Origin of the sequence: Shimia litoralis, assembly GCF_005518135.1 — a bacterium.
In the GTDB taxonomy this organism is placed as follows: Bacteria; Pseudomonadota; Alphaproteobacteria; order Rhodobacterales; family Rhodobacteraceae; genus Shimia_E; species Shimia_E litoralis.
In genome coordinates this window covers 55,126-77,164 of sequence record NZ_SULI01000003.1, presented here as the reverse complement: position 1 = coordinate 77,164, position 22,039 = coordinate 55,126, and the positions used below count along the sequence as shown (strand labels likewise).

The 22,039-nt window shown below is 54.9% G+C and carries 23 protein-coding genes; 18 read left to right on the top strand and 5 right to left on the bottom strand.

Annotated elements, in window-relative coordinates; translation table 11 throughout:
- Window positions 1-29: 29 nt before the first annotated feature.
- Window positions 30-464, top strand: coding sequence for a hypothetical protein (locus FAP39_RS03860; protein ID WP_138015068.1), 435 nt, complete (start codon window positions 30-32; stop codon window positions 462-464).
- On the opposite strand, the gene FAP39_RS03855 is transcribed toward FAP39_RS03860, so the two are convergent.
- Genes FAP39_RS03855 through glmU form a run of 3 tightly spaced genes read right to left on the bottom strand, consistent with a single transcriptional unit; the run spans window position 461 to window position 4,322 of the window.
- On the bottom strand, window positions 461-1,147 hold the full coding sequence (locus FAP39_RS03855) for a DNA alkylation repair protein (RefSeq protein WP_138015067.1): 687 nt from the start codon (window positions 1,145-1,147) through the stop codon (window positions 461-463). The two genes, FAP39_RS03860 and FAP39_RS03855, sit on opposite strands and share 4 nt — an antisense overlap.
- A complete protein-coding gene (gene glmS / locus FAP39_RS03850) occupies window positions 1,144-2,967 on the bottom strand; it encodes a glutamine--fructose-6-phosphate transaminase (isomerizing) (RefSeq protein ID WP_138015066.1) in 1,824 nt (607 codons plus the stop codon). Before glmS ends, FAP39_RS03855 begins: the two co-directional genes overlap by 4 nt.
- Window positions 2,967-4,322, bottom strand: a complete 1,356-nt coding sequence (gene glmU / locus FAP39_RS03845) for a bifunctional UDP-N-acetylglucosamine diphosphorylase/glucosamine-1-phosphate N-acetyltransferase GlmU (RefSeq protein ID WP_138015065.1) — start codon at window positions 4,320-4,322, stop codon at window positions 2,967-2,969. Before glmU ends, glmS begins: the two co-directional genes overlap by 1 nt.
- A 178-nt stretch (window positions 4,323-4,500) precedes the next feature.
- Between glmU and FAP39_RS03840 the strand changes: the two genes are divergently transcribed.
- Entirely contained in the window at window positions 4,501-5,172 is a 672-nt protein-coding gene (locus FAP39_RS03840) for an HAD-IA family hydrolase (RefSeq protein WP_138015064.1), read from the top strand.
- Between the two features lie 61 nt (window positions 5,173-5,233).
- Window positions 5,234-6,427, top strand: coding sequence for a DegT/DnrJ/EryC1/StrS family aminotransferase (locus FAP39_RS03835; protein WP_138015278.1), 1,194 nt, complete (start codon window positions 5,234-5,236; stop codon window positions 6,425-6,427).
- 17 nt (window positions 6,428-6,444) lie between these two features.
- Here FAP39_RS03835 and FAP39_RS03830 read toward each other — a convergent pair whose 3' ends face one another.
- On the bottom strand, window positions 6,445-7,734 hold the full coding sequence (locus FAP39_RS03830) for an APC family permease (protein WP_138015063.1): 1,290 nt from the start codon (window positions 7,732-7,734) through the stop codon (window positions 6,445-6,447).
- A gap of 103 nt (window positions 7,735-7,837) precedes the next feature.
- Between FAP39_RS03830 and FAP39_RS03825 the strand changes: the two genes are divergently transcribed.
- The gene (locus FAP39_RS03825; protein WP_138015062.1) at window positions 7,838-9,001 is read left to right on the top strand and encodes an isovaleryl-CoA dehydrogenase; all 1,164 of its coding nucleotides are present in this window, start codon (window positions 7,838-7,840) and stop codon (window positions 8,999-9,001) included.
- A gap of 86 nt (window positions 9,002-9,087) precedes the next feature.
- On the opposite strand, the gene FAP39_RS03820 is transcribed toward FAP39_RS03825, so the two are convergent.
- Entirely contained in the window at window positions 9,088-9,690 is a 603-nt protein-coding gene (locus FAP39_RS03820; protein ID WP_138015061.1) for an OmpW/AlkL family protein, read from the bottom strand.
- 134 nt (window positions 9,691-9,824) lie between these two features.
- On the opposite strand from FAP39_RS03820, the gene FAP39_RS03815 reads away from it, so the two are divergent.
- The 14 genes from FAP39_RS03815 (at window position 9,825) to FAP39_RS03750 (ending at window position 22,039) form a co-directional block, all read left to right on the top strand.
- Entirely contained in the window at window positions 9,825-10,334 is a 510-nt protein-coding gene (locus tag FAP39_RS03815) for a lysozyme inhibitor LprI family protein (protein ID WP_138015060.1), read from the top strand.
- A 20-nt stretch (window positions 10,335-10,354) separates the two neighbouring features.
- Window positions 10,355-11,962, top strand: a complete 1,608-nt coding sequence (locus FAP39_RS03810; RefSeq protein ID WP_138015059.1) for a carboxyl transferase domain-containing protein — start codon at window positions 10,355-10,357, stop codon at window positions 11,960-11,962.
- A gap of 32 nt (window positions 11,963-11,994) precedes the next feature.
- On the top strand, window positions 11,995-12,600 hold the full coding sequence (locus tag FAP39_RS03805) for a hypothetical protein (RefSeq protein ID WP_138015058.1): 606 nt from the start codon (window positions 11,995-11,997) through the stop codon (window positions 12,598-12,600).
- Window positions 12,593-14,548: an acetyl-CoA carboxylase biotin carboxylase subunit gene (locus FAP39_RS03800; protein WP_138015057.1), complete on the top strand. Its 1,956-nt coding sequence runs from the start codon at window positions 12,593-12,595 to the stop codon at window positions 14,546-14,548. The genes FAP39_RS03805 and FAP39_RS03800 overlap by 8 nt, the downstream gene beginning before the upstream one ends.
- Window positions 14,545-15,204 (top strand): glutathione S-transferase family protein, encoded by a 660-nt coding sequence (locus FAP39_RS03795; RefSeq protein WP_138015056.1) that lies wholly within the window; start codon window positions 14,545-14,547, stop codon window positions 15,202-15,204. Before FAP39_RS03800 ends, FAP39_RS03795 begins: the two co-directional genes overlap by 4 nt.
- Window positions 15,205-15,213: 9 nt before the next feature.
- Window positions 15,214-15,879 (top strand): glutathione S-transferase family protein, encoded by a 666-nt coding sequence (locus FAP39_RS03790; RefSeq protein ID WP_138015055.1) that lies wholly within the window; start codon window positions 15,214-15,216, stop codon window positions 15,877-15,879.
- The gene (locus FAP39_RS03785) at window positions 15,872-16,729 is read left to right on the top strand and encodes a hydroxymethylglutaryl-CoA lyase (protein WP_138015054.1); all 858 of its coding nucleotides are present in this window, start codon (window positions 15,872-15,874) and stop codon (window positions 16,727-16,729) included. The genes FAP39_RS03790 and FAP39_RS03785 overlap by 8 nt, the downstream gene beginning before the upstream one ends.
- Complete coding sequence (locus FAP39_RS03780; RefSeq protein WP_138015053.1) at window positions 16,729-17,508, top strand: crotonase/enoyl-CoA hydratase family protein; 780 nt, start codon at window positions 16,729-16,731, stop codon at window positions 17,506-17,508. The genes FAP39_RS03785 and FAP39_RS03780 overlap by 1 nt, the downstream gene beginning before the upstream one ends.
- A gap of 440 nt (window positions 17,509-17,948) precedes the next feature.
- Complete coding sequence (locus tag FAP39_RS03775; RefSeq protein WP_138015052.1) at window positions 17,949-18,314, top strand: NADH-quinone oxidoreductase subunit A; 366 nt, start codon at window positions 17,949-17,951, stop codon at window positions 18,312-18,314.
- A complete protein-coding gene (locus FAP39_RS03770; RefSeq protein ID WP_138015051.1) occupies window positions 18,314-18,838 on the top strand; it encodes a NuoB/complex I 20 kDa subunit family protein in 525 nt (174 codons plus the stop codon). Before FAP39_RS03775 ends, FAP39_RS03770 begins: the two co-directional genes overlap by 1 nt.
- Window positions 18,835-19,440 (top strand): NADH-quinone oxidoreductase subunit C, encoded by a 606-nt coding sequence (locus tag FAP39_RS03765; RefSeq protein WP_138015050.1) that lies wholly within the window; start codon window positions 18,835-18,837, stop codon window positions 19,438-19,440. Before FAP39_RS03770 ends, FAP39_RS03765 begins: the two co-directional genes overlap by 4 nt.
- Window positions 19,440-20,654, top strand: a complete 1,215-nt coding sequence (locus tag FAP39_RS03760) for an NADH-quinone oxidoreductase subunit D (RefSeq protein WP_138015277.1) — start codon at window positions 19,440-19,442, stop codon at window positions 20,652-20,654. Before FAP39_RS03765 ends, FAP39_RS03760 begins: the two co-directional genes overlap by 1 nt.
- Window positions 20,654-21,808, top strand: a complete 1,155-nt coding sequence (locus FAP39_RS03755) for an NADH-quinone oxidoreductase subunit E (RefSeq protein ID WP_138015049.1) — start codon at window positions 20,654-20,656, stop codon at window positions 21,806-21,808. Before FAP39_RS03760 ends, FAP39_RS03755 begins: the two co-directional genes overlap by 1 nt.
- Window positions 21,809-21,814: 6 nt before the next feature.
- Entirely contained in the window at window positions 21,815-22,039 is a 225-nt protein-coding gene (locus FAP39_RS03750) for a DUF5337 domain-containing protein (protein ID WP_138015048.1), read from the top strand.

The window sequence follows — 22,039 nt, the reverse complement described above, 5'->3', positions numbered from 1 at the left end:
AATTGGGGCAAGGGCATATGCAAACTCGCATGTTTTCAAAGACGGCGCTGGGGCTGGTCTTTTGTGTGTGCCTGAGTGCATGTGCCAAAATCCAGCCACAGGCAATGGACGTGGCAGGGGACGCAGCGATTGCGCCACTGCCAGCAGGAACTGTGCGCCCGGTGGCGCGACCAGAGACAGCAACGTCCGCCCACACCACAGGCTCCTTGACTGCGGCTCGAGGTGATCTTGGGGCAACGATTGTGTCGTTGGGGTCCCCAACCGAATCTGGAATGTGGCTCAAGACCCCGCTGGTGCGCACACAGACCACGGGGCACGTGACATTTGGCGCGGCCTCTCAAAAGGTGAAGCTGATCCCCATCGAGGGTGCGGCCTCAGCCGGATCGCGTATGTCACTTGCCGCCATGCAGGCGCTGGGTGTGCCGTTGACCGAGTTGGTCGAAATCCGCGTGTTTGCGGATTAATCGGCCGATGGCAGGTATTTGCCCGCTTCTTTGCGCGCAAATGGCTTTAGCTTGTCACCGTGTGCGTCCAGAAATGCCCGACTGCGGTCTGGATCGTGCTTTGACAAATCCCGCACCCACCATGCAACAGATTTTTGAATAAACCAGTCATGATCGTCGGCATAGCCAGCAGCCCAGCCCAAGACGCGATCCCGCACGGCAAGCTCTGCGGGTTTCGGGTGGTTTTGCTTGGTCCAAGGCAGGGTGATGACCAAGGCCGCGCGTCGGGTCCACATATGATCCGATGTCGTCCAATCTTCGATCACGTCCACGCGGGCGGGGTCTGCAGTTAGGCGTTTCATGCCTGCCATGCACACATGATCTGCAATGGCCCAGCTGTCAAAATCCGGGACCCAGCTTTGGATAAGATCCCACACGCCGTCATCTGGGCGGATACGTGCCTGGGTCAGTACTTTGGCGGCGGCAAGGCGGGCTTCAAATATATCGCTTGCCCATAGAGCACGCGCCAGATCAACGCGCTCGGCGACCGAAAGAGATTGTCGCCATTCTTTGGTCACATCGTTGATCGCAGGGTTCGGCACGCCCAATACTGGGCGCGCCTGCTTATGATACGCGGACATTTTTTCCGCCCGACCCGGTTCGATCAAGGCTTCGAGAGATGCGAGCGCGTCGTCAAAGGTCATTCCACTGTGACCGATTTTGCCAGATTTCGCGGCTGGTCGACATCCGTACCTTTGGCAATGGCCGTGTGATACGCAAGCAACTGAGCTGGAATGGCGTACAAGATCGGAGACAGGACCGGATCGACTTCTGGCATGACGATGGTATTCCAAGCGCCGTCGCCGCCTTCTTCCTGTCCGTTGGCATCGGTGATCAATATCACCTTACCTTTACGCGCCATGACCTCTTGCATGTTGGAAACTGTCTTGTCGAACAGATCATCACGTGGTGCCATCACGACGATTGGCACGTGTTTGTCAATCAGGGCAATTGGCCCGTGCTTTAACTCACCTGCTGCATAAGCTTCGGCGTGTATATAGCTGATTTCTTTTAGCTTTAGAGCGCCCTCAAGTGCGAGAGGATACATCAATCCACGTCCAAGAAACAGGATGTCGCGTGCTTCGGATAGTTTGCGTGCAACCTTGACCAACGAGCCCTCTGCCTCGAGCGCGGTGTTGATCTGTGCCGGCAGTCCGCGAAGGCCTGACAGGATGTCTTGAATGCGCTCGTCGCTGAGTGTGCCACGATCTGATGCGGCCTTAACGGCGAGCATCAGCAGCACGGTGAGCTGACAGGTGAACGCCTTTGTTGACGCAACGCCAATCTCTGTGCCCGCAAGGATGGGCAGCGCTAGATCGCTTTCTCTTGCGATCGAGCTTTCGGGAACGTTCACCACAGACAGAATTTTATCTGCCTTACCTTCGCAGTATCTTAGGGCGGCAAGCGTATCTGCGGTTTCTCCGGATTGGCTGACGAACAGCGCGACGGTGCCTTTGGTGATGGGGGGTTCCCGATAGCGGAACTCCGAAGCCACATCGACCTCGACAGGAATGCCTGCCAGTTGTTCAAACCAGTATTTTGCCGTCAGGCACGCATAAAAGGCTGTTCCGCACGCCACCATTGTAAGGCGCTCGACTTTGGTAAAGTCCAATCCCGGATCGGGCAGGGTGACTTGTGTGGCGTCGTTCGACAAATAATGCCGTACAGCCTCGCCCAGAACAGTGGGCTGTTCCGAGATCTCTTTAGACATAAAATGCTTGTGGCCAGCCTTGTCGACGCGCCCTTGATCGATATGGATGGTTTTGATCTTGCGGTTTGCGATCTCGCCACTTTCGTTGCGGATAACCAGAGACGTGCGGGTAATGACAGCGCTATCGCCCTCTTCAAGATAGGTGATGCGATCCGTCATCGGAGCCAGCGCAATCGCGTCAGAGCCGACATACATTTCGCCATCACCATGACCAATCGCAAGAGGTGATCCCTTACGTGCGGCAATCATCAGATCGTCTTCGCCCTCAAACAAAAAGGCCAATGCAAAGGCGCCCTCGAGGCGAGAGAGGGTTTTCATGGCGGCGTCAACGGGCGCCAGGCCGTCTTCAAGATAGCGTTGGGTGATCAGCGCAACCGTTTCCGTGTCGGTTTCGGTGACAAACTGAATACCCGCTTCGGCCAGTTCCGCCCGCAGATCGCGGAAATTCTCGATAATTCCATTGTGGACAACCGCAACTGGTCCCGCTTTGTGGGGGTGGGCATTATCGACGGAGGGCGCGCCATGTGTTGCCCAGCGTGTATGCCCAATACCTGACTTGCCCCGAAGTGGGTTCTTTACCAAGTAGTCCGACAAATTCACCAGCTTGCCAACGGCACGGCGGCGATCCAGATCCCCTTTGTGAACGGTCGCAATACCGGCACTGTCATACCCGCGATATTCAAGACGCTTGAGGGCCTCAACCAGGATTGGGGCGACTTCATGGGTTCCAAGAACCCCTACAATTCCGCACATTATTTAGACTCCAAATCACGTTTTGCTTTGGTTAGCTTTAACATTTCGAACAATTTCACAGCGAGGCCAGATTTATTGACCTGTTTGGCGCGCCCTAATGCGAGCGCTTCGGCAGGGACGTCTTTGGTAATCACCGAGCCACTTGCGGTCATCGCGTCATCACCTATTTGGACTGGCGCTACAAGCATCGTGCTTGATCCGATAAAGGCGCGCGCGCCGATCGTTGTGTGATGCTTCATCACCCCATCGTAATTACAGGTGATTGTGCCTGCGCCAACATTTGTGTCGGCGCCGATTGTGGCGTCGCCAATATATGACAAGTGATTGATCTTGGCGCCTGCTTCGAGTTGGGCGTTCTTTACTTCGACAAAGTTGCCAATTTTCACGCCTTCTGCAAGCTCCGCACCTGGACGCAAGCGGGCATAGGGCCCGACCACACTGTCGCGTGCGACATGGCAGCCTTCGAGGTGCGAAAACGCTCTGATGTGTGCGCCACTTTCAACGGTCACGCCGGGTCCAAAATAGACATTGGGTTCGACAATTGTATCCCGCCCGATAACCGTATCATGTGAAAGCATGACGCTGTCAGGTTGCTGCAGGGTGATGCCGTTTTCCATCAATTCCAAACGCGCCCGGTTTTGAAAGATAGCCTCTGCTTGAGAGAGGTGGACGCGCGAATTGACGCCAAGCGTTTCTTCCTCGTCACAGGCGACGGCGGTGACAGCAAGCCCATTCTTGTGGGCGATACCAACGATGTCGGTGAGGTAATATTCATCTTGCGCGTTGTTGGCTTCGACGGCAGATATCATCGCGAATAAGGCTTCTCTGTCAGCCAACATAACGCCGCTATTACAGAAGGTTATGGCGCGCTGCTCATCTGATGCATCCGCAAACTCTACGATAGCTTCAAGGCTGGATCCGTTCATTACAAGGCGGCCATACTTCCCGGGGTCTGCAGCTTCGAATCCCAAGACAACAACTGCGCTCTCACCGCGTGCGGCGGCCATTTTTTCCAGCGTCTCCGGGCGCACAAACGGTGTATCCCCAAAGAGCACGATGACATCGCCGTCGAAATCTGAGAGCGCGTCCCGTGCCATGTCCACGGCATGTGCGGTGCCTTTTTGTTCGGCCTGCATGACGATTGTTGCATCGGGATCAAAGTCGTTCACGGCCGCTTTGACATGGTCATACCCGTGACCGGCAACCACGACTGTACGGGCTGGTTCCAAAACGGCACCGGCTTTCATGGCATGGACGAGCATAGGCGCGCCCGCGATTTGATGAAGTACTTTTGGCAAATCTGATTTCATGCGAGTGCCTTTGCCGGCACCCAAAATTACAAGCGCAATGCTCATTGTGTCTGATTTCTCTTGTTAAATACGTTGCGCCCGTTTTATCCGTTCACAGCATCTACGCAAGGTCGCTGGTTCACAAAGCCCATCAAAAGGGGTTACCGCATGTTACAGACGTGGCGAAAAGATGCCGAAGTCCGTTGTGACTGGCGGGTTTACTTAGGAAAATAGGGTTGGTCTCATGCGAACAGTAGTCTTTGATCTTGATGGAACATTGGCAGATACAAGTCAGGATTTGCTGGCTGCCGCAAATGCGTGTTTTCGGGATTTAGGTGAGGGCGATGTGCTGATTCCTGAACAAGATGCTGGAACTGCCCTGAGAGGAGGCAAGGCCATGTTGACCTTGGGGTTGGAGCGCTTGGGGCGCTATGATGCTGCCTTGGTCGATGCGTATTATCCGCGCTTACTCGAGGCATATGATGCCGCAATCGACACGCACACTTTTCTGTACCCCGGCGCAATGGATGCCGTTCATGTCTTGCTAGACCGTGGGTATGGCGTGGGGATTTGCACGAACAAGCCAGAGCGCTTGGCCGAGAAGTTGATGCAGTCGCTAGGTGTGCGGGATGTGTTTGGGGCGCTCGTAGGGGCTGATACCTTACCCGTCCGCAAGCCATCGCCAGAACCGTTGTTTGAAACGGCACGTCGTTTGGGCGGTGATCCTGCGAAAACCGTGTTAATCGGGGATAGTGTGACGGATCGCGAAACAGCGCGTGCGGCGTCGGTGCCCTCGGTGCTTGTTACATTTGGCCCCAGCGGCGAAGACATGGCCGCGCTAGAGCCTGAGGCGCTGTTACACAGTTATGACGCGCTTCCGGATGTCGTTTTGCGCTTGATCGGGCAAAACCCATAGGGAAATCAATTCTTAATATCCCCCGTTGACGTCTCGGGGAATGATCGCCAAAGCTTGGCGCATGCAAGAGATATTTACCGGTAATTTCACCCAGCAAGATCCGATTCCCGAAGAAGGCATTCAGGCCGCGCTGAACATCATGCGCAGCGGCCGTTTGCATCGCTACAATGTGGCCGAAGGTGAAGCCGGTGAAGTTGCGCTTTTGGAACAAGAGTTTGCGGCACAAGTCGGGGCAAAATACTGTCTGGCTGTGGCGTCCGGCGGCTATGCAATGGCCACAGCCCTGCGCGCGCTCGAAGTGAAACCCGGACAAAAGGTTTTGACCAACGCATTTACACTCGCCCCTGTGCCGGGTGCGATTGCATCGGTGGGGGCGGTGCCGGTTTTTGTGGGTGTGACCGAAGAACTGGTGATTGATCTAGACGATCTTGTGTCCAAGGCAGATGCGGCTGATATCCTGATGCTGTCGCATATGCGTGGCCATATGTGCGATATGGATGCCTTGATGGACATATGTGACGCACACAATATTCGTGTCATCGAAGATTGCGCCCACACGATGGGTGCCAAGTGGCGCGAGACATTCTCTGGGCGGCACGGTGTCATGGGGTGTTATTCGACGCAGACATACAAGCACATCAATTCCGGCGAGGGCGGTCTCCTTGTCTCGGATGATGAGGTTCTCATGGCGCGTGCGACGATCCTGTCTGGGTCATATATGTTGTACGAGCGGCATTTGGCGGCTCCGGCGGCTGAGGTGTTTGAGCGCGTTAAATATGATACGCCCAATGTCTCAGGACGGATGGACCATTTGCGCGCGGCGATCTTGCGACCGCAATTGCGGGATTTGGACACACAGTGTCAGCGCTGGAATGAACGGTATCAGGTGGTCGAAGCAGGGCTTGAAGGTACGCCGGGCTTAATGATTGCGCTGCGATCATCCGACGAAACCTATGTTGGCTCGTCAATTCAGTTTCTGCTGTTGGATTGGGAAGAGGACAGAATTCAATCTGTGATATCGCGCTGCCAGCGCCGCGGCGTAGAACTCAAGTGGTTCGGCGGGGCTGAACCGGTCGCGTTTACATCGCGTTATGACAGTTGGCGGTATGCGCCTTCTGCACAAATGCCCAAGACGGATCGTGTTCTCAAAGGTATTGTTGATATGCGCATTCCCTTGACCTTTAGCCTTGAAGATTGCGCGCTGATTGCGCGCATTATCCGGGCCGAAGTTGGCGCGGTTTATCAAGGGTCCTAGGTTTGGCGGCGGCGATATTATTTGCCAAAGCGGGTGAAGGTCCATGCCCCTAAGGACAGCGCAAGATAGAGACCCAGCACAAATACCAATTGCATCGGCGCGTGGTGGGCCTCGAATATCAAAATAAGCACAGCTCCTGATCCCAAGCCACACATCGCAAGCACTGTCATCAAGGGGTTGGCTTTGGTTTTTGCGCGGTGCACGTGGTTGGCCCATGCCATCAGGATTGAGACAATCAAAAAGGTGATAGATCCAAATTCAAGAATCAAGCGCAGATCCGCGAGTAGGATCAGGCCGCTTGCAAGGGTTGCCATTGCCAGCACCGATTTCCGCGGGATGCTGTTTGTGCGCTCACCGAGGCTCTTGGGGAAAAATCCATCGCGCGCAATGACAGCCATAAGGCGCGATGCGCCAAAAAGCGTGCCTGAAATGGCGCTCATGGTCGCCAACAACGCGCCGACAATCACAAGCTGGGTGCCGATAGGCCCAAGCACATCGCCGGCGCCAGCGGCAAGCGCATGCTCTTGATGTTGAATGATGTTTTCGAACGGGATTGTCAGGATCGCACCAATCGCGATGACAACATAGACTGTGGTTGCAAGCGCAACGGCGGAATAGATCGCCCGTGGAATGTTGTGCTCTGGGTCGCGCATTTCGTCCATGGCATGGATCACCAACTGAAACCCCTCATAGGCGACAAAGGTCACGGCCGCGATGGTGAGGATGCCAAACACTGGCAAGCTGGGGTCAGGTCCCAAAAGATCCGGCAGGGTGCTATGTGCATTGCCCCACAGGACGCCGGCAACAACCAGAAGAATCGCTATTTTTGTATAGACGAGAAAATCTTCGAGCTTCCCCATTCCGCGCGTGGACCAGACATTGATGCCGGCAAATACGGCAATAATGGCAATTGCGACGGCCTTGCGCACCCATGGATCATTGGTCCAAGCGCTTGTCGCATAAGACGCAAATGTAAACGCATAGAGCGCGATTGTGGCGATATAGCCAAAGACAACCCACCATCCGATTAGTGCGGCAGACAGATCGTGGCCAGGAAAGCTGCGCTTGTAAAACGCATAGGTGGCGCCTTCATCACGATAATAAAGCGCAAGTTTCACATAGGAGTAGGCAGCCAGTGCCGCCACGCCGCCGCCCAAGCCAATCGCCAAGGGGGTCCATACGCCAACGGTTGCGACGCTGAGGCCTAAAATGGTGAAAATTCCGCCGCCGATCATGCCGCCAAGGGCGATTGCGATCAACTCAGCAAGCCCGAGTGGGGGCGTTGAAATGGGGCGTTTGTCAGGCATTGTGATATCCGTAGTACTACGCAGAGCAGGAAATTTCTTGATTGGATGCATGACATGCCCTAGTTATATGAACAAGCGTTCAATAACGGGAGAAATCTGAGCGATGTTTATGCACACCATGAATTTCGATCTGGGCGAAGACGTCAATGCGATGCGTGAAATGGTGCATCGTTTTGCCCAAGAGCGGATCAAGCCAATGGCAGCCGAGATTGACCAGAAAAATGAATTTCCAAACGAGCTTTGGAAAGAATTTGGTGAATTGGGTCTTTTGGGAATTACCACACCCGAAGAATACGGTGGGGCAGAAATGTCTTATCTGGCGCACGTTATCGCCTGTGAAGAGTTGGCACGCGCATCTGCGTCTGTGGCCTTGTCTTATGGCGCGCACTCGAACCTGTGTGTAAACCAGATCAAGCTGAACGGGACGCATGAGCAGAAGGTCAAATATCTGCCCGGTCTGATTTCCGGTGAACACGTTGGTGCATTGGCCATGAGTGAGCCAAATGCAGGATCTGACGTTGTCTCGATGAAATTGCATGCTGAAAAGCGCAACGACCGCTTTGTATTGAACGGAAACAAGTACTGGATCACCAATGGTCCAGATGCGGATACGTTGGTTGTGTATGCCAAGACCGACCCTGATGCGGGGTCCAAAGGTATGACGGCATTCATCGTTGAAAAGACGATGAAAGGGTTCTCAACCTCCAACCACTTTGACAAGCTGGGCATGCGTGGATCGAACACCGCAGAGTTGGTGTTTGAAGACGTGGAAGTGCCATTCGAGAACATCCTTGGCGAAGAAGGCAAAGGCGTGCGTGTGTTGATGTCCGGTCTGGACTATGAGCGCGTGGTTTTGTCCGGCTTGGGGACAGGGATCATGGCGGCCTGTATGGACGAAGTGATGCCGTATATGGTCGAGCGTAAACAATTTGGGCAATCCATCGGTGATTTCCAGATCATGCAAGCCAAAATTGCCGACATGTACACAGCGATGAATACAGCACGTGCATACGTCTACGAGGTTGCCAAAGCGTGTGATCGCGGTGCTGTCACACGTCAGGATGCGGCTGCATGTGTGCTGTATGCATCCGAAGAAGCGATGAAGGTGGCGCATCAGGCTGTTCAGGCATTTGGTGGCGCAGGCTACTTGTCTGACAACCCTGTGGGCCGTATTTTCCGCGACGCAAAGTTGATGGAAATTGGGGCAGGCACCAGTGAAATTCGCCGTATGCTCATTGGCCGCGAATTGATGAACGCTCAGCGATAAAAGAAACCCCGCTTGCCCATAAGTAGGGCAGGCGGGGTGCATGAATTGGGATGGGCCAATCCGGCCCACCCGTCTTTTTGCTAGGATCAGAAGCGGTGCACGTAGGATACGCCAACAACCACAGGATCAATCTCAGCGGTGCCAATGTAAGCGCCGTTCAGGTAGGTGTCTGTGTCGATGTCCATCCAACGCACGTTAAAGCGCAAAGAACCAGCGTCAGAGATCGCGTAGTCCACACCGATGTTCGCAGCAACGCCCCAGCTGTCGCGCATTTCAACGTTCCCCAAAGCAGAAGATTCTTCGAAGAAGGTTGTGTAGTTGAGACCCAGACCCACAAACGGTTTCCATTTGCTGTTGGTCGGGATGTGATAGTTCAACGACAATGTGGGCGGCAGATGTTTGGTCGTCGCTTGGCCAACGCCAGCGATCGTCGCAGTGTGCTCAAACGGGGTGGCTGCAAGCAGTTCGATGCCCCAGTTGTCGCGCACAAAGTACTCTGCGGTGAAGGTTGGACGCGCATCGCTGTCGATGGTTGTCGCGCCACCGGCCAGCGTGCCGTTGTCAGATTTCGGGTCAACGTATCCAACACCGATACCTACCGTCCAATCCCCTTGAGACTGGGCGGCCAGCGGACCGGCAAGAGATACGATAGCGGTGGCAAGAACCATTGCTGTGGTCGTACGTTTCATAATGATACCTATCGTCAAGTTAACGAAATTTTTCTGATCCGAGTCGCAGGGCAAGACACTGATCTAGATCAACTTTTGAACGCCCAAGGCGATCAAATTTCATTTTCGGCATATTATTCAGAGGAGCTACGCGCATGAAGAATATCTGCTATTCCCTTGCTGCAATTGTTGTTGTGTTCACGATGCCAGTCGCTGCACAAGAAACGGTGTTCAGCCCGAGCACGACAGAGACCTGTTTGCAGGAAATGTCAGTCCTAACGGACCCGCAAAACTGTATTGGGGCATCCGCAAATATCTGCATGGAACAATCAGAAGGCGGTTCTTCGACTGTTGGAATGGGGAACTGTTTTAATAGTGAACTGCAGTACTGGGATGCGCGATTGAATGTTGCCTACCAACAGGTGCGCAGTAACGCCGAAGCAATCGATGCCGAGATGGCAGAGGTTGGATCATCGGCACCATCCCAAGCGCAAGCGCTTCTTGAAATGCAGCGCGCGTGGATCGCCTATCGCGACGCGACGTGCATCTATCAACGTACGCTATGGGGGGGCGGCACGGGCGGCGGCCCGGCCTCGGTGGCGTGTCACATGTTTCGCACCGCTGAACAGGCGTTGTTTCTTGAATCCCAATTGGGCGACCAATAACTCTCGGAAAGTGTAAGACCATGTCAAAAATTCAATCCAAGGCCCTGACCGGCTCTGACGATTTCCAAGCCAACCGCGCGGGCCATCTTGAGGCGCTCGAGGTTGTCGCAAGCGCTGCACGTGCAGCCGCACAGGGCGGTGGCGAGCGTGCGCGAGATCGCCACCTGAGCCGTGGCAAGATGTTGCCGCGCGAACGTGTGGCCAACCTATTGGACCCAGGGTCGCCATTTCTAGAGGTCGGCGCAACAGCCGCACATGATCTCTATGACAACGCGGCACCTGCTGCAGGTGTGATTGCCGGTATTGGTCGAGTACACGGCCAAGAGGTCATGGTGGTGTGTAATGACGCCACTGTTAAAGGCGGTACCTATTATCCGATGACCGTTAAAAAGCACCTTCGCGCGCAAGAGATTGCCGAAGAATGCCACCTGCCGTGTATCTATCTGGTCGACAGCGGCGGGGCTAACCTGCCCAATCAGGACGAAGTGTTCCCGGACCGTGATCACTTTGGGCGTATTTTTTACAATCAGGCCAACATGTCTGCCAAAGGCATTCCGCAAATTGCGGTGGTCATGGGGTCCTGTACGGCGGGTGGTGCATATGTACCTGCGATGTCGGACGTGACAATCATCGTCAAAGAACAAGGCACCATCTTTTTGGCGGGCCCCCCCTTGGTCAAAGCAGCCACCGGCGAAGTTGTCAGCGCAGAAGATCTGGGCGGCGGGGACGTGCATACACGTCTGTCTGGTGTTGCGGACTATCTGGCCGAAGATGACAGCCACGCACTGTCTCTGGCTCGCCGTGCCGTCGAAAGCCTGAACCGCCACAAACCGCAAACCGTCAACTGGCAGTCCCCCGAAGAACCGGCCTATGATCCCGAAGAAATTCTGGGCGTTGTGCCTGCAGGCCTGCGCACACCTTATGACATTCGCGAAGTTATCGCGCGTGTGGTAGACGGGAGCCGGTTTGACGAATTTAAGCCGCGCTTTGGCGAAACTCTGGTCACTGGATTTGCCCACCTTAAAGGGTGCCCAATCGGGATCGTGGCGAACAATGGCGTTCTGTATTCAGAAAGCGCTCAAAAGGGTGCGCATTTCGTAGAGCTGTGTTCCCAGCGCAATATCCCGCTTGTGTTTTTGCAAAATATCACCGGCTTTATGGTTGGGCAAAAATACGAAGCAGAAGGGATCGCGCGTCACGGGGCCAAAATGGTGACGGCTGTAGCCACAACCAAGGTGCCCAAAGTGACAATGGTTGTCGGGGGCAGCTTTGGGGCTGGCAACTATGGCATGTCAGGCCGAGCCTATCAGCCCCGCTTTATGTGGAGCTGGCCCAACAGCCGGATTTCGGTCATGGGCGGCGAGCAAGCTGCGGGCGTTCTGGCGACGGTCAAGCGCGACTCGATCGAGCGCAACGGCGGTGAATGGTCTGCACAGGAAGAAGCCGACTTTAAACAGCCCACGCTGGACATGTTCGAACACCAAAGCCACCCGCTCTATGCTTCTGCGCGGATGTGGGATGACGGTATCATCGATCCACGCAAGACACGTGATGTGCTGTATCTTTCGTTGTCGGCGGCCCTATGCGCCCCAATCGAAGAGACAAAGTTCGGCGTTTTCCGGATGTAATTCGCCGCGATTTTCTGTCGAAAGGGGCCGAAATGAGTGATCCAGACATATATCAAGAGTGGGCGCATTTGCGCTCACAGATTGAACACGAAGACGGGTTGGTGAACCAACGTCTGCTTTGGATGTTGGCATTCAGCGGATTTCTGTTCGCGTCTTATGGGTATACTCTGACTGCTGAGGCATCATTGGTCGCTAAAATGACTGATTGTGCCGAGTGCATTGAGGCAAGCGCAGAAGCTGCCGAGAGCATTAGAACGCTTCGGATTTCCATAAGTATCGCAGGGGCCTGCATCGGATTTGCTGCGCTTCTGGGGGCCACTGCCGCAAATTGTGCGATCGTCACAGCAGTCAGTGCATTTCCGACCCATCGTGTACATGGCTTTTACGCCAACCCGATCGGTGCGGGGGCTGCACACAAGTTTGGATTTTTGAGCGGCCTCGCATTCCCAAGTGTGACTGTTGGCGTTTGGATGTTTCTCGCTCTGGTGCAACTCGATGTGGACAAATTCCTGTCTGTGCTCATCAGCACAGGAACTTGTGCTGTTCTGATCCTCGTCTCCTATTTCGCAATCGCCAATATTCCGTCGATAAACTCGGCGACGACAAATTCCCAATCAAATGAGGGTAAAGATGTTTAACAAGATTCTAATCGCAAACCGTGGTGAAATTGCCTGCCGCGTTATGGAAACAGCCCGCACGATGGGCGTGAAAACCGTGGCCGTGTATTCGGATGCTGACAGCACGTCCAAGCACGTCGCGATGGCAGATGAAGCGGTTCATATCGGTGGGTCTGCACCTGCTGAAAGCTATCTCAAGGGGGATCTCATCATTGAGGTTGCCTTGAAAACCGGCGCTCAGGCGATCCATCCCGGCTATGGCTTTTTGTCGGAGAACCCTGACTTTGTGGAAAAGGTCGAGGCGGCTGGTTTGGTCTTTATTGGCCCATCCGCCAAAGCCATTCGTGCCATGGGTTTGAAAGATGCGGCAAAGGTTCTGATGCACGAGGCTGGTGTGCCCATCGTGCCCGGATATCACGGCACCAATCAAGACCCAGAGCATCTGGCCGGTGCGGCGGATGCCACGGGGTATCCCGTGTTGATCAAGGCTGTCGCCGGGGGCGGCGGCAAAGGCATGCGTCTGGTTGAAGATCCTGCTGACTTTATGGATGCTCTTGCCAGTGCCCAAGGCGAAGCCACCACGGCCTTTGGCAATGCAGATGTGTTGATCGAAAAATTTGTACAGCATCCGCGCCATATCGAAGTGCAAGTTTTTGGCGATGGCACACATGCGGTACATCTGTTCGAGCGCGATTGTTCGTTGCAGCGCCGTCACCAGAAGGTGATCGAAGAAGCCCCGGCACCGGGTATGACCGAAGACGTGCGTGCCGCGATGGGCAATGCAGCGGTACGGGCCGCCGAAGCGATCGGGTATAAAGGCGCTGGGACCGTTGAATTTATCGTGGATGGATCAGACGGGCTTCGCACAGATGGATTTTGGTTCATGGAAATGAACACCCGCTTGCAGGTAGAGCACCCTGTGACGGAGGCGATCACGGGTGTGGATCTGGTAGAATGGCAGTTGCGTGTTGCTGCTGGCGAGAGCCTGCCTTCGCAACAGGATGACCTCACGATTCAGGGACACAGCTTTGAGGTACGTCTGTATGCCGAGGATGTGCCCAAAGGGTTCTTGCCTGCCACTGGGACGCTATCGCATTTGCAATTCCCAGACGGCGCGCGCTCGGACTCGGGGGTCCGCGCGGGGGATACCATCAGCCCGTTCTATGATCCCATGATCGCCAAGGTGATCACACATGGCCCAACGCGCGCCGTGGCGTTGTCGCGGATGCGCACAGCATTGGACACGTGTCAGGTCGGGGGTACGGTCACCAATCTTGCCTTCCTTGGGGCGCTTTGTGACCATGCAGGGTTCTCTGTCGGCGAGGTCGATACAGGATTGATCGCACGCGATATTGATACTCTTGTGACGGATCCGACCCCGACTCAGGCTCAAGTTGCTTGGGCCGCTATGGTGGCGCTGGACTTGGATGGGGATGCGCAAGGCCAGACCACAGGGTTTACGCTTTGGGCGCCTTTGGAGCGGTCTGTGTCGCTGATGCGGGATGAGGTTCAATATGACGCCAAGGTTTTGATGCAGGGGTCAAACAAGGCACTGGTTTCTTTGGATGGTGCTGAGGTTCAAGCCGAAAAAATCGGTGGTGGCTGGCATCTGGATGGCGATCGTGCGGCACCTGTTTCCAAAACTCCGTCGGCAGTGACTTTGTACACCCAATATGGGCTAGAGTTCGCAATCATTGACCCGCTGGCGCGTGAAGCCGCCGGGGCCGAAGCTGGAAACGTGATTTCCGCGCCGATGCCCGGACTGGTCAAGGCCGTCTTTGCGACAGCAGGACAAGAGGTCAAAGAAGGTGATCGATTGGCGATCTTGGAAGCCATGAAGATGGAGCATTCGTTGTTGGCCGCGCGTGACGGCGTTGTCGCCGAAGTGTTCGCATCTGCGGGTGATCAAGTCCAAGATGGTGCTGCCTTGATCCAACTGGTCGAAGAAGACCAAGAGGACGCTGCATGATCACGCTGCACCATATCCCGTTTTCTCGGTCATTTCGCATTTTGTGGCTGCTCGAGGAAATGGGGCTGACGTGCGAGCTTAAGCAGTATTCGATCACTGATGGGTCTTTGCGCGCGGCCAATTTCAAGGCGATTTCGCCAGTAGGGCGCGTGCCTGCACTCGAGATTGATGGCACCACGATTTATGAAAGTGGCGCCATTGTCGAATATCTGACGGAAACACGGCCCGACTTGGGGTTGGGGCGTTTGCCGGGCGACCCAGAGCGAGTGGCCTATCTGGAATGGCTTGGGTTTGCAGAAACCCAAGCGTCCATTCTGGCATCGCTCAATATGCAGCATTTGTTTATGGGCGATCCAACTCCGGCCGCCCCTGTCGTGCTGAAGCTGGAAGCGGCGCGCCTTGCGGCCACGCTCAAGGCCATGGACCGAACCCTAGCAGATCGCGATTGGTTGCTGCCATCGGGGTTTAGTGCGGCGGATACCATGATGGGTTTCAACCTGTTTTCGGCGCCGTATTATGTCAAAATGGACGGTTTCCCGAATGTTTTGGCCTATATCGAGCGCATCAAAGCGCGCAAGGCCTATCAGGATGCGCGGGAACTGGACGGCCCTCAGGAGTTTTACAAGAAAGACTTTTACGATGTGCCACAAGCTTAGGGGGTGGCTATGAAAATCACTTTGCATCACGCTCACGAGGCCCGCTCGATGCGGGTGCTGTGGTTGCTGGAAGAGCTTGGTATCGCGTATGATCTGAAGGTCCATAATTTCTTCGATAAGTCCCTGCGATCGCCTGAGTATCTTGCGCTCAATCCTGCGGCGCGTGTGCCTGCGTTGGAAATTGACGGAGAGGTCATGTGCGAAAGCGGCGCCATGATCGAATACCTGTGCGAGCTTTTCCCGGACAAGGCGCTTGGGCGTCCTGCGGGCGATCCCGAGCGCATGGCCTGGCTTGACTGGCTGCATTATGCGGAAACTATCGGGCAGCATTGTGCGAACCTGACACAGGCCCATATCGTGTTGTACGAGGCGCATATGCGCTCGCCGACACAGATGTCTCTTGAGGCACGGCGCTTGCACAAAGTGCTTGGCCGACTCGAGCTGCAGCTCGCAGACGGGCGCGACTATGTGATGGCGTCGGGCTTTAGCGGGGTGGATTGTGCTGTGGGATACGGCGTGGACATTGCCCGCAGGTTTGTCCGCTTTGACGAAATGCCCATGGCCGCAGCCTATGCCGCACGACTTGCCGCGCGCGCTGCCTATCGCGCCGCGCAACCGCCGGAAAATGCGACGCTTATCTATAGAAAAGACTTCTACGAGGTTCCAAATGTCTGAAACTGTTGAAATATTTGAAATGGGGCCGCGGGATGGTCTGCAAAATGAAAAGCGGCAAATCCCAACTGCAGACAAAATTGCGCTTGTCGATTGTCTGAGTCGTGCAGGGTTTCGCCGCATTGAAGTCGCCAGTTTTGTCAGCCCGAAATGGGTGCCGCAAATGGCCGACAGCGCGGATGTCTTGGCTGGCATCACCCGCGCAAAGGGGGTGTCTTACGCAGCCCTGACCCCGAATATGAAGGGCTTTGAGGGGGCGCAAGCCGCCAAAGCTGACGAGATCGCGATTTTCGGGTCTGCATCCGAGGGATTTTCCAAGGCAAATATCAATGCCACCATTGCTGAAAGTCTGGAGAGATTTGCCCCCGTCGTCGAGGCTGCCAAATTGGCGTCGATCCCTGTGCGGGGCTATGTGTCGTGCGTTGCGGATTGTCCCTATGATGGCCCCACAGCCCCGGCGCAGGTCGCCAAAGTTGCCAAGGCATTGCTGGATATGGGATGTTATGAAATCTCATTGGGCGACACCATCGGGCAGGGCACCCCAGAAGCGATTAGCGCCATGCTTGAAGCGGTATTACAGGTTGTCCCTGCCGCACAGGTCGCCGGTCATTATCATGACACAGCTGGGCGTGCTTTGGTGAATATTGAGGCGTCCTTGGCGCAGGGAGTTCGTGTGTTTGACGCGGCTGTTGGGGGATTGGGGGGCTGTCCTTATGCCCCGGGTGCAGCCGGGAATGTCGCCACAGAGTCTGTGCACGCACGCCTGACCAAGCTGGGCTATGACACTGGTTTGAATAATGACGTTCTAGAAGAAGCGGCGGCCATGGCGCGCCGGATGCGAGAGGGCAACTGATGTTTGAGACGATTACCATTGAAACGGATGCACGTGGTGTTGCCACGCTGACGTTGAACCGACCAGAAAAGCACAATGCAATGTCTGGGAAAATGCTTGAAGAACTTACGTCCGCTGCCCTGCAGTTGGGGCAAGACGATAGCGTGCGGGTCGTCATTTTGACGGGCGAAGGCAAGAGTTTTTGTGCCGGAGGTGATCTGGGGTGGATGCGTGCACAACGTGACATGGACCCAGAGACGCGCGGTAAAGAAGCTCGCAAGCTCGCCGAGATGCTTCAGGCGCTGAACACGCTGCCCAAACCGTTGATCGGGCGCGTGCAAGGCAATGCATTTGGCGGCGGTGTCGGCATGGCCAGCGTGTGTGACGTGGCTGTCGGCGCCGACCATTTGACCATGGGGCTTACTGAAACACGTTTGGGGCTTATTCCTGCAACCATCGGCCCATATGTCTTGTCACGCATGGGCGAGGCCATGGCGCGGCGTGTCTTTATGTCGGCGCGTCTGTTCAAGGCCCCCGAGGCTGTGACCTTGGGACTGTTGGCAAGAATCGTACCGAGCAATGATCTGGACGCAGCGGTAGAGGCCGAAGTGTTGCCGTATCTGTCGGTTGCTCCCGGGGCGGTGGCCTCTGCCAAAGCCTTGACGCGGGCTTTGGGCCCAAAAATTGATGACGAGATCATCGACATGACCATTCAAGCCTTGGTGAGCCGCTGGGAAAGCGACGAAGCTGAGGAAGGGATCGGTGCCTTTTTTGACAAGCGCAAGCCAAGCTGGGCCTGATTGCGCGCGTACCATCATGTCACATGATCGTCGTGCGACTCTGTTAGTCGAACGACGATAAGATTTCACCGCAACCGCCCCTGTGGGCTGTTGCGGTGTTTTTTATTAGGACAAACTGTCCCAAGTTCTTGAAATTACGCGCGCCTTAAACGGTACCTTTCAAAGATATATTCAAAATACGATGTTTTCTGAAGCCTACCGATGTTGGCACAATACCTGTGGAAACCTATAAAACACAGGTGAAACAGAGGGCTGACGAATTGACGTATCCTCGCCGTATTGTTCTGCATACATGTGTATACCAAGGAAATTTCAAACAACTTCAAAAAAGAGAATGTGTAATGGCTCGGTTGACCCTGACAAGGGGCGGGGGTAAACCGCATCTAATTAATACAGCCATCTGACTGCACAATTTCGATGTGCATGAAAGGAGCCACCCCGTGGAAGAGATGCTGAGGGAATACCTTCCCATTCTGGTCTTTCTGGCCGTTGCCGTAGCGCTTGGCCTTGTTCTTATCCTTGCTGCCGTCGTTCTTGCCGTTAGCAATCCTGATCCTGAGAAGGTGAGTGCTTACGAGTGCGGTTTCAATGCCTTTGACGACGCGCGGATGAAATTTGACGTCCGGTTTTATCTGGTCGCGATTCTTTTCATCATCTTTGACTTGGAAATTGCCTTCCTGTTCCCTTGGGCTGTTGCGCTCAAGGACATGAGCTTGGTCGGGTTCTGGTCGATGATCGTATTTCTGGGCGTTTTGACCATTGGCTTTGCCTATGAGTGGAAGAAGGGGGCTCTGGAATGGGAGTGATGACTGGAGCCAACACCGCTGGCATTGATAAAGAGGTCTCTACTCAGGTTCTGAACCGAGAGTTGCAGGACAAGGGCTTTCTGCTGACGTCCACCGAAGATTTGGTGAACTGGGCGCGGACTGGGTCTTTGCACTGGATGACTTTTGGTCTGGCTTGCTGTGCCGTTGAAATGATGCACGCTTCGATGCCGCGGTATGACCTTGAGCGTTTTGGTGTTGCACCCCGCGCATCCCCACGTCAATCGGATGTGATGATCGTTGCGGGCACGCTGACCAATAAAATGGCGCCTGCACTTCGCAAGGTGTACGATCAGATGCCGGAACCCCGGTATGTGATCTCCATGGGAAGCTGTGCCAACGGTGGCGGGTATTATCACTATTCGTACAGCGTTGTACGTGGCTGTGACCGCATTGTGCCAGTTGATATCTATGTGCCGGGATGCCCACCCACTGCCGAGGCATTGGTGTATGGCATCATGCAATTGCAACGCAAAATTCGCCGCACAGGGACGATCGAACGATGAGTGATGCACTGAATGAATTGGGCGTTCATATCGAAATGAAGCGCCCGGACTGCGTGCTTGGATGGGACGTAAGTTTTGGAGAGTTGAACGTTGACGTAGCACCCTCTGGGATTGCCGCGTTCATCGAGTTTCTCAAAACTGATCCGACCTGCAAGTTCTCTTCGCTGGTGGATATCACGGCTGTTGATTATCCAGATCGTGCGCGTCGCTTTGACGTCGTGTACCACTTGTTGTCGATGTATCAGAACCACCGCATTCGTTTGCGCGTGGCGATCCGTGAAACCGAAGCGGTTCAGTCGATTGTGGCTGTGCACCCTTCGGCCAACTGGTTCGAACGCGAAGCTTTCGACATGTTCGGTATTCTCTTTAGCGATCACCCTGATTTGCGTCGACTTCTGACAGATTACGGGTTCCGCGGGCATCCGCTTCGCAAGGATTTCCCGACAACGGGCTATACCGAAGTGCGCTATGACGAAGCTGAAAAGCGCGTGGTGTACGAACCTGTGTCGCTGGTGCAAGAGTACCGCCAATTTGACTTTATGTCTCCGTGGGAAGGGGCTGAATATATCCTTCCTGGTGACGAAAAAGAGGGGGCAAAATGATGGACGGCTCCAAAGGGTTCGAAGACGCCCAAACCGGCGAACAAAAAATTCGCAATTTCAACATCAACTTTGGCCCGCAGCACCCTGCTGCGCACGGCGTTCTGCGTCTGGTGCTAGAGTTGGATGGCGAGATTGTTGAACGTTGCGATCCACACATCGGGCTGCTGCATCGCGGTACTGAAAAACTTATGGAAAGCCGCACCTATCTGCAGAGCTTGCCGTATTTTGACCGCCTAGATTATGTCGCACCGATGAACCAAGAGCACGCTTGGTGCTTGGCCATTGAAAAGCTGACCGGCGTAGAAGTTCCGCGTCGCGGACAGTTGATCCGCGTGTTGTTCTCGGAAATTGGCCGCGTTCTGAACCACTTGCTGAACGTGACCACACAGGCGATGGACGTTGGTGCGTTGACGCCACCGCTCTGGGGATTTGAAGAGCGTGAAAAGCTCATGATCTTTTACGAGCGCGCCTGCGGTGCCCGTTTGCACGCGAACTATTTCCGCCCGGGTGGCGTACATCAGGATTTGCCTGACGCGTTGCTGGACGATATCGAAGAATGGGCGCTGCATTTCCCAGCAATCATGGCCGACATTGATGGACTTCTGACGGAAAACCGGATTTTCAAACAGCGCAATGCTGATATTGGCATCGTGACCGAAGATGACATCCTGAAATATGGGTTCTCGGGTGTGATGGTGCGCGGCTCTGGTCTGGCTTGGGATTTGCGCCGTTCGCAACCCTATGAGTGCTATGACGAATTTGAGTTCCAAATTCCTGTCGGCAAAAATGGCGATTGTTATGACCGCTATTTGGTGCGCATGGAAGAGATGCGTCAATCAACAAGCATCATTCGGCAAGCCATCGTGAAATTGCGCGAGGCAACAGGTGACGTTATGGCGCGTGGGAAGCTTTCGCCTCCTAAACGCAGCGATATGAAAACGTCGATGGAATCTTTGATCCATCACTTCAAATTGTACACTGAAGGGTTCCACGTGCCTGCTGGCGAAGTTTATGCCGCGGTCGAGGCCCCCAAGGGTGAGTTTGGCGTGTATCTGGTCGCTGACGGATCGAACAAACCATATCGCAGTAAAATTCGCGCTCCTGGCTTCTTGCACCTGCAAGCTATGGATCACGTGGCCGGCGGGCACCAGCTCGCAGATGTGGCCGCAATCATCGGCACGATGGATGTCGTTTTTGGAGAGATTGACCGCTAATGCTTCGCCGTCTTCATCCCGAACAACCCGCAAGCTTTGCTTTTACGCCCGCCAATCAGGCGTGGGCCAAAGGGCAGATTTCCAAGTACCCTGAGGGCCGCGAGGCTTCAGCCGTCATTCCGTTGTTGTGGCGCGCCCAAGAGCAAGAGGGTTGGTTGACCAAACCCGCGCTCGAGGCCGTGGCTGACATGCTCGGCATGGCTTATATTCGTGTGCTCGAAGTGGCGTCATTCTACTTCATGTTCCAGCTTCAGCCGGTCGGCACTGTGGCCCACATTCAGATTTGTGGCACAACGTCCTGTATGATTTGCGGAGCAGAGGACCTGATCGCCGTCTGTAAAGAAAAGATCGCGAACGCGCCGCACACAGTGTCTGCGGATGGCAAGTTTTCTTGGGAAGAAGTCGAATGTCTTGGCGCGTGTACCAACGCACCGATGGCGCAAATCGGCAAAGACTATTACGAGGACATGACCGCTGAGGGGTTCTCAAAGCTGCTTGATGATCTGGCCGCCGGATCTGTGCCTGCACCCGGTCCGATGAATGGCCGTTTTTCTTCGGAACCTTTGGGTGGTTTGACCAGCCTCAAGGAATACGACAGCGGCAAGACGCAATATAACGCGTCTGCGCAACTGGCGACAGACATTGGCGACACAATCAAGCGCATCGATGGCACCGAGGTTCCGTTGTTGACGCCTTGGATCGGCAAAGATGGCAAGGTTGCTGGCCGCGACCCGTCAACACCTGTGCCTGCCGAAGCTCCGACGCCCAAACCCGCTGTAAAGCAAGCTGAAGATGCAAAGAAAACGCCTGCTGCCAAAAAGCCGGTCGCCGCAAAAGCAGAAGAAAAAGCAGCCGACGTTGCCGAAGAGGCTCCGGTGATTTTGACCGAAGCGCGCGACGGTGGTGCGGATGACCTTAAGAAACTCAAGGGTGTTGGCCCCAAGCTTGAGCAAACTCTGAACGAATTGGGTTTCTTCCACTTTGATCAGATCGCGGCATGGACCCAAGCCCAGATCGCATGGGTGGATAGCCGCCTGTCGTTCAAGGGCCGCATCGAACGTGATGGCTGGGTCGATCAAGCGAAAGCTTTGGCCTCTGGCGAAGAAACCGAGTTCTCAAAGCGCGTTGCCAAGGGCGACGTCTATAAGGACTAACGCAAGATGGGTGGGCAGAACGATCAACATCTGGCACGCAAGGGGCGCACTGTCAGCCTTGTGATTGCAGGTACGATGGTGATCTGGTTGGCCGCCCAATGGCTGGGAAAAGCAATGGGCATGCCAGGTCGGTATGCATTGTTGTTTGATTTCGCCGCAATTGCCGCGCTGATTTGGGCGCTGGTAAATATTTTTCAGATCTGGCGCGCGCGTCAGTCAACGCAAGGGTAA

Excerpts from the sequence above, each read along its gene's own strand:
- FAP39_RS03860 (WP_138015068.1), top strand. The coding sequence starts at position 30 with ATGTTTTCAAAGACGGCGCTGGGGCTGGTCTTTTGTGTGTGCCTGAGT.
- FAP39_RS03855 (WP_138015067.1), bottom strand. The coding sequence starts at position 1,147 with ATGACCTTTGACGACGCGCTCGCATCTCTCGAAGCCTTGATCGAACCG.
- glmS (WP_138015066.1), bottom strand. The coding sequence starts at position 2,967 with ATGTGCGGAATTGTAGGGGTTCTTGGAACCCATGAAGTCGCCCCAATC.
- glmU (WP_138015065.1), bottom strand. The coding sequence starts at position 4,322 with ATGAGCATTGCGCTTGTAATTTTGGGTGCCGGCAAAGGCACTCGCATG.
- FAP39_RS03840 (WP_138015064.1), top strand. The coding sequence starts at position 4,501 with ATGCGAACAGTAGTCTTTGATCTTGATGGAACATTGGCAGATACAAGT.
- FAP39_RS03835 (WP_138015278.1), top strand. The coding sequence starts at position 5,234 with ATGCAAGAGATATTTACCGGTAATTTCACCCAGCAAGATCCGATTCCC.
- FAP39_RS03830 (WP_138015063.1), bottom strand. The coding sequence starts at position 7,734 with ATGCCTGACAAACGCCCCATTTCAACGCCCCCACTCGGGCTTGCTGAG.
- FAP39_RS03825 (WP_138015062.1), top strand. The coding sequence starts at position 7,838 with ATGTTTATGCACACCATGAATTTCGATCTGGGCGAAGACGTCAATGCG.
- FAP39_RS03820 (WP_138015061.1), bottom strand. The coding sequence starts at position 9,690 with ATGAAACGTACGACCACAGCAATGGTTCTTGCCACCGCTATCGTATCT.
- FAP39_RS03815 (WP_138015060.1), top strand. The coding sequence starts at position 9,825 with ATGAAGAATATCTGCTATTCCCTTGCTGCAATTGTTGTTGTGTTCACG.
- FAP39_RS03810 (WP_138015059.1), top strand. The coding sequence starts at position 10,355 with ATGTCAAAAATTCAATCCAAGGCCCTGACCGGCTCTGACGATTTCCAA.
- FAP39_RS03805 (WP_138015058.1), top strand. The coding sequence starts at position 11,995 with ATGAGTGATCCAGACATATATCAAGAGTGGGCGCATTTGCGCTCACAG.
- FAP39_RS03800 (WP_138015057.1), top strand. The coding sequence starts at position 12,593 with ATGTTTAACAAGATTCTAATCGCAAACCGTGGTGAAATTGCCTGCCGC.
- FAP39_RS03795 (WP_138015056.1), top strand. The coding sequence starts at position 14,545 with ATGATCACGCTGCACCATATCCCGTTTTCTCGGTCATTTCGCATTTTG.
- FAP39_RS03790 (WP_138015055.1), top strand. The coding sequence starts at position 15,214 with ATGAAAATCACTTTGCATCACGCTCACGAGGCCCGCTCGATGCGGGTG.
- FAP39_RS03785 (WP_138015054.1), top strand. The coding sequence starts at position 15,872 with ATGTCTGAAACTGTTGAAATATTTGAAATGGGGCCGCGGGATGGTCTG.
- FAP39_RS03780 (WP_138015053.1), top strand. The coding sequence starts at position 16,729 with ATGTTTGAGACGATTACCATTGAAACGGATGCACGTGGTGTTGCCACG.
- FAP39_RS03770 (WP_138015051.1), top strand. The coding sequence starts at position 18,314 with ATGACTGGAGCCAACACCGCTGGCATTGATAAAGAGGTCTCTACTCAG.
- FAP39_RS03765 (WP_138015050.1), top strand. The coding sequence starts at position 18,835 with ATGAGTGATGCACTGAATGAATTGGGCGTTCATATCGAAATGAAGCGC.
- FAP39_RS03760 (WP_138015277.1), top strand. The coding sequence starts at position 19,440 with ATGGACGGCTCCAAAGGGTTCGAAGACGCCCAAACCGGCGAACAAAAA.
- FAP39_RS03755 (WP_138015049.1), top strand. The coding sequence starts at position 20,654 with ATGCTTCGCCGTCTTCATCCCGAACAACCCGCAAGCTTTGCTTTTACG.
- FAP39_RS03750 (WP_138015048.1), top strand. The coding sequence starts at position 21,815 with ATGGGTGGGCAGAACGATCAACATCTGGCACGCAAGGGGCGCACTGTC.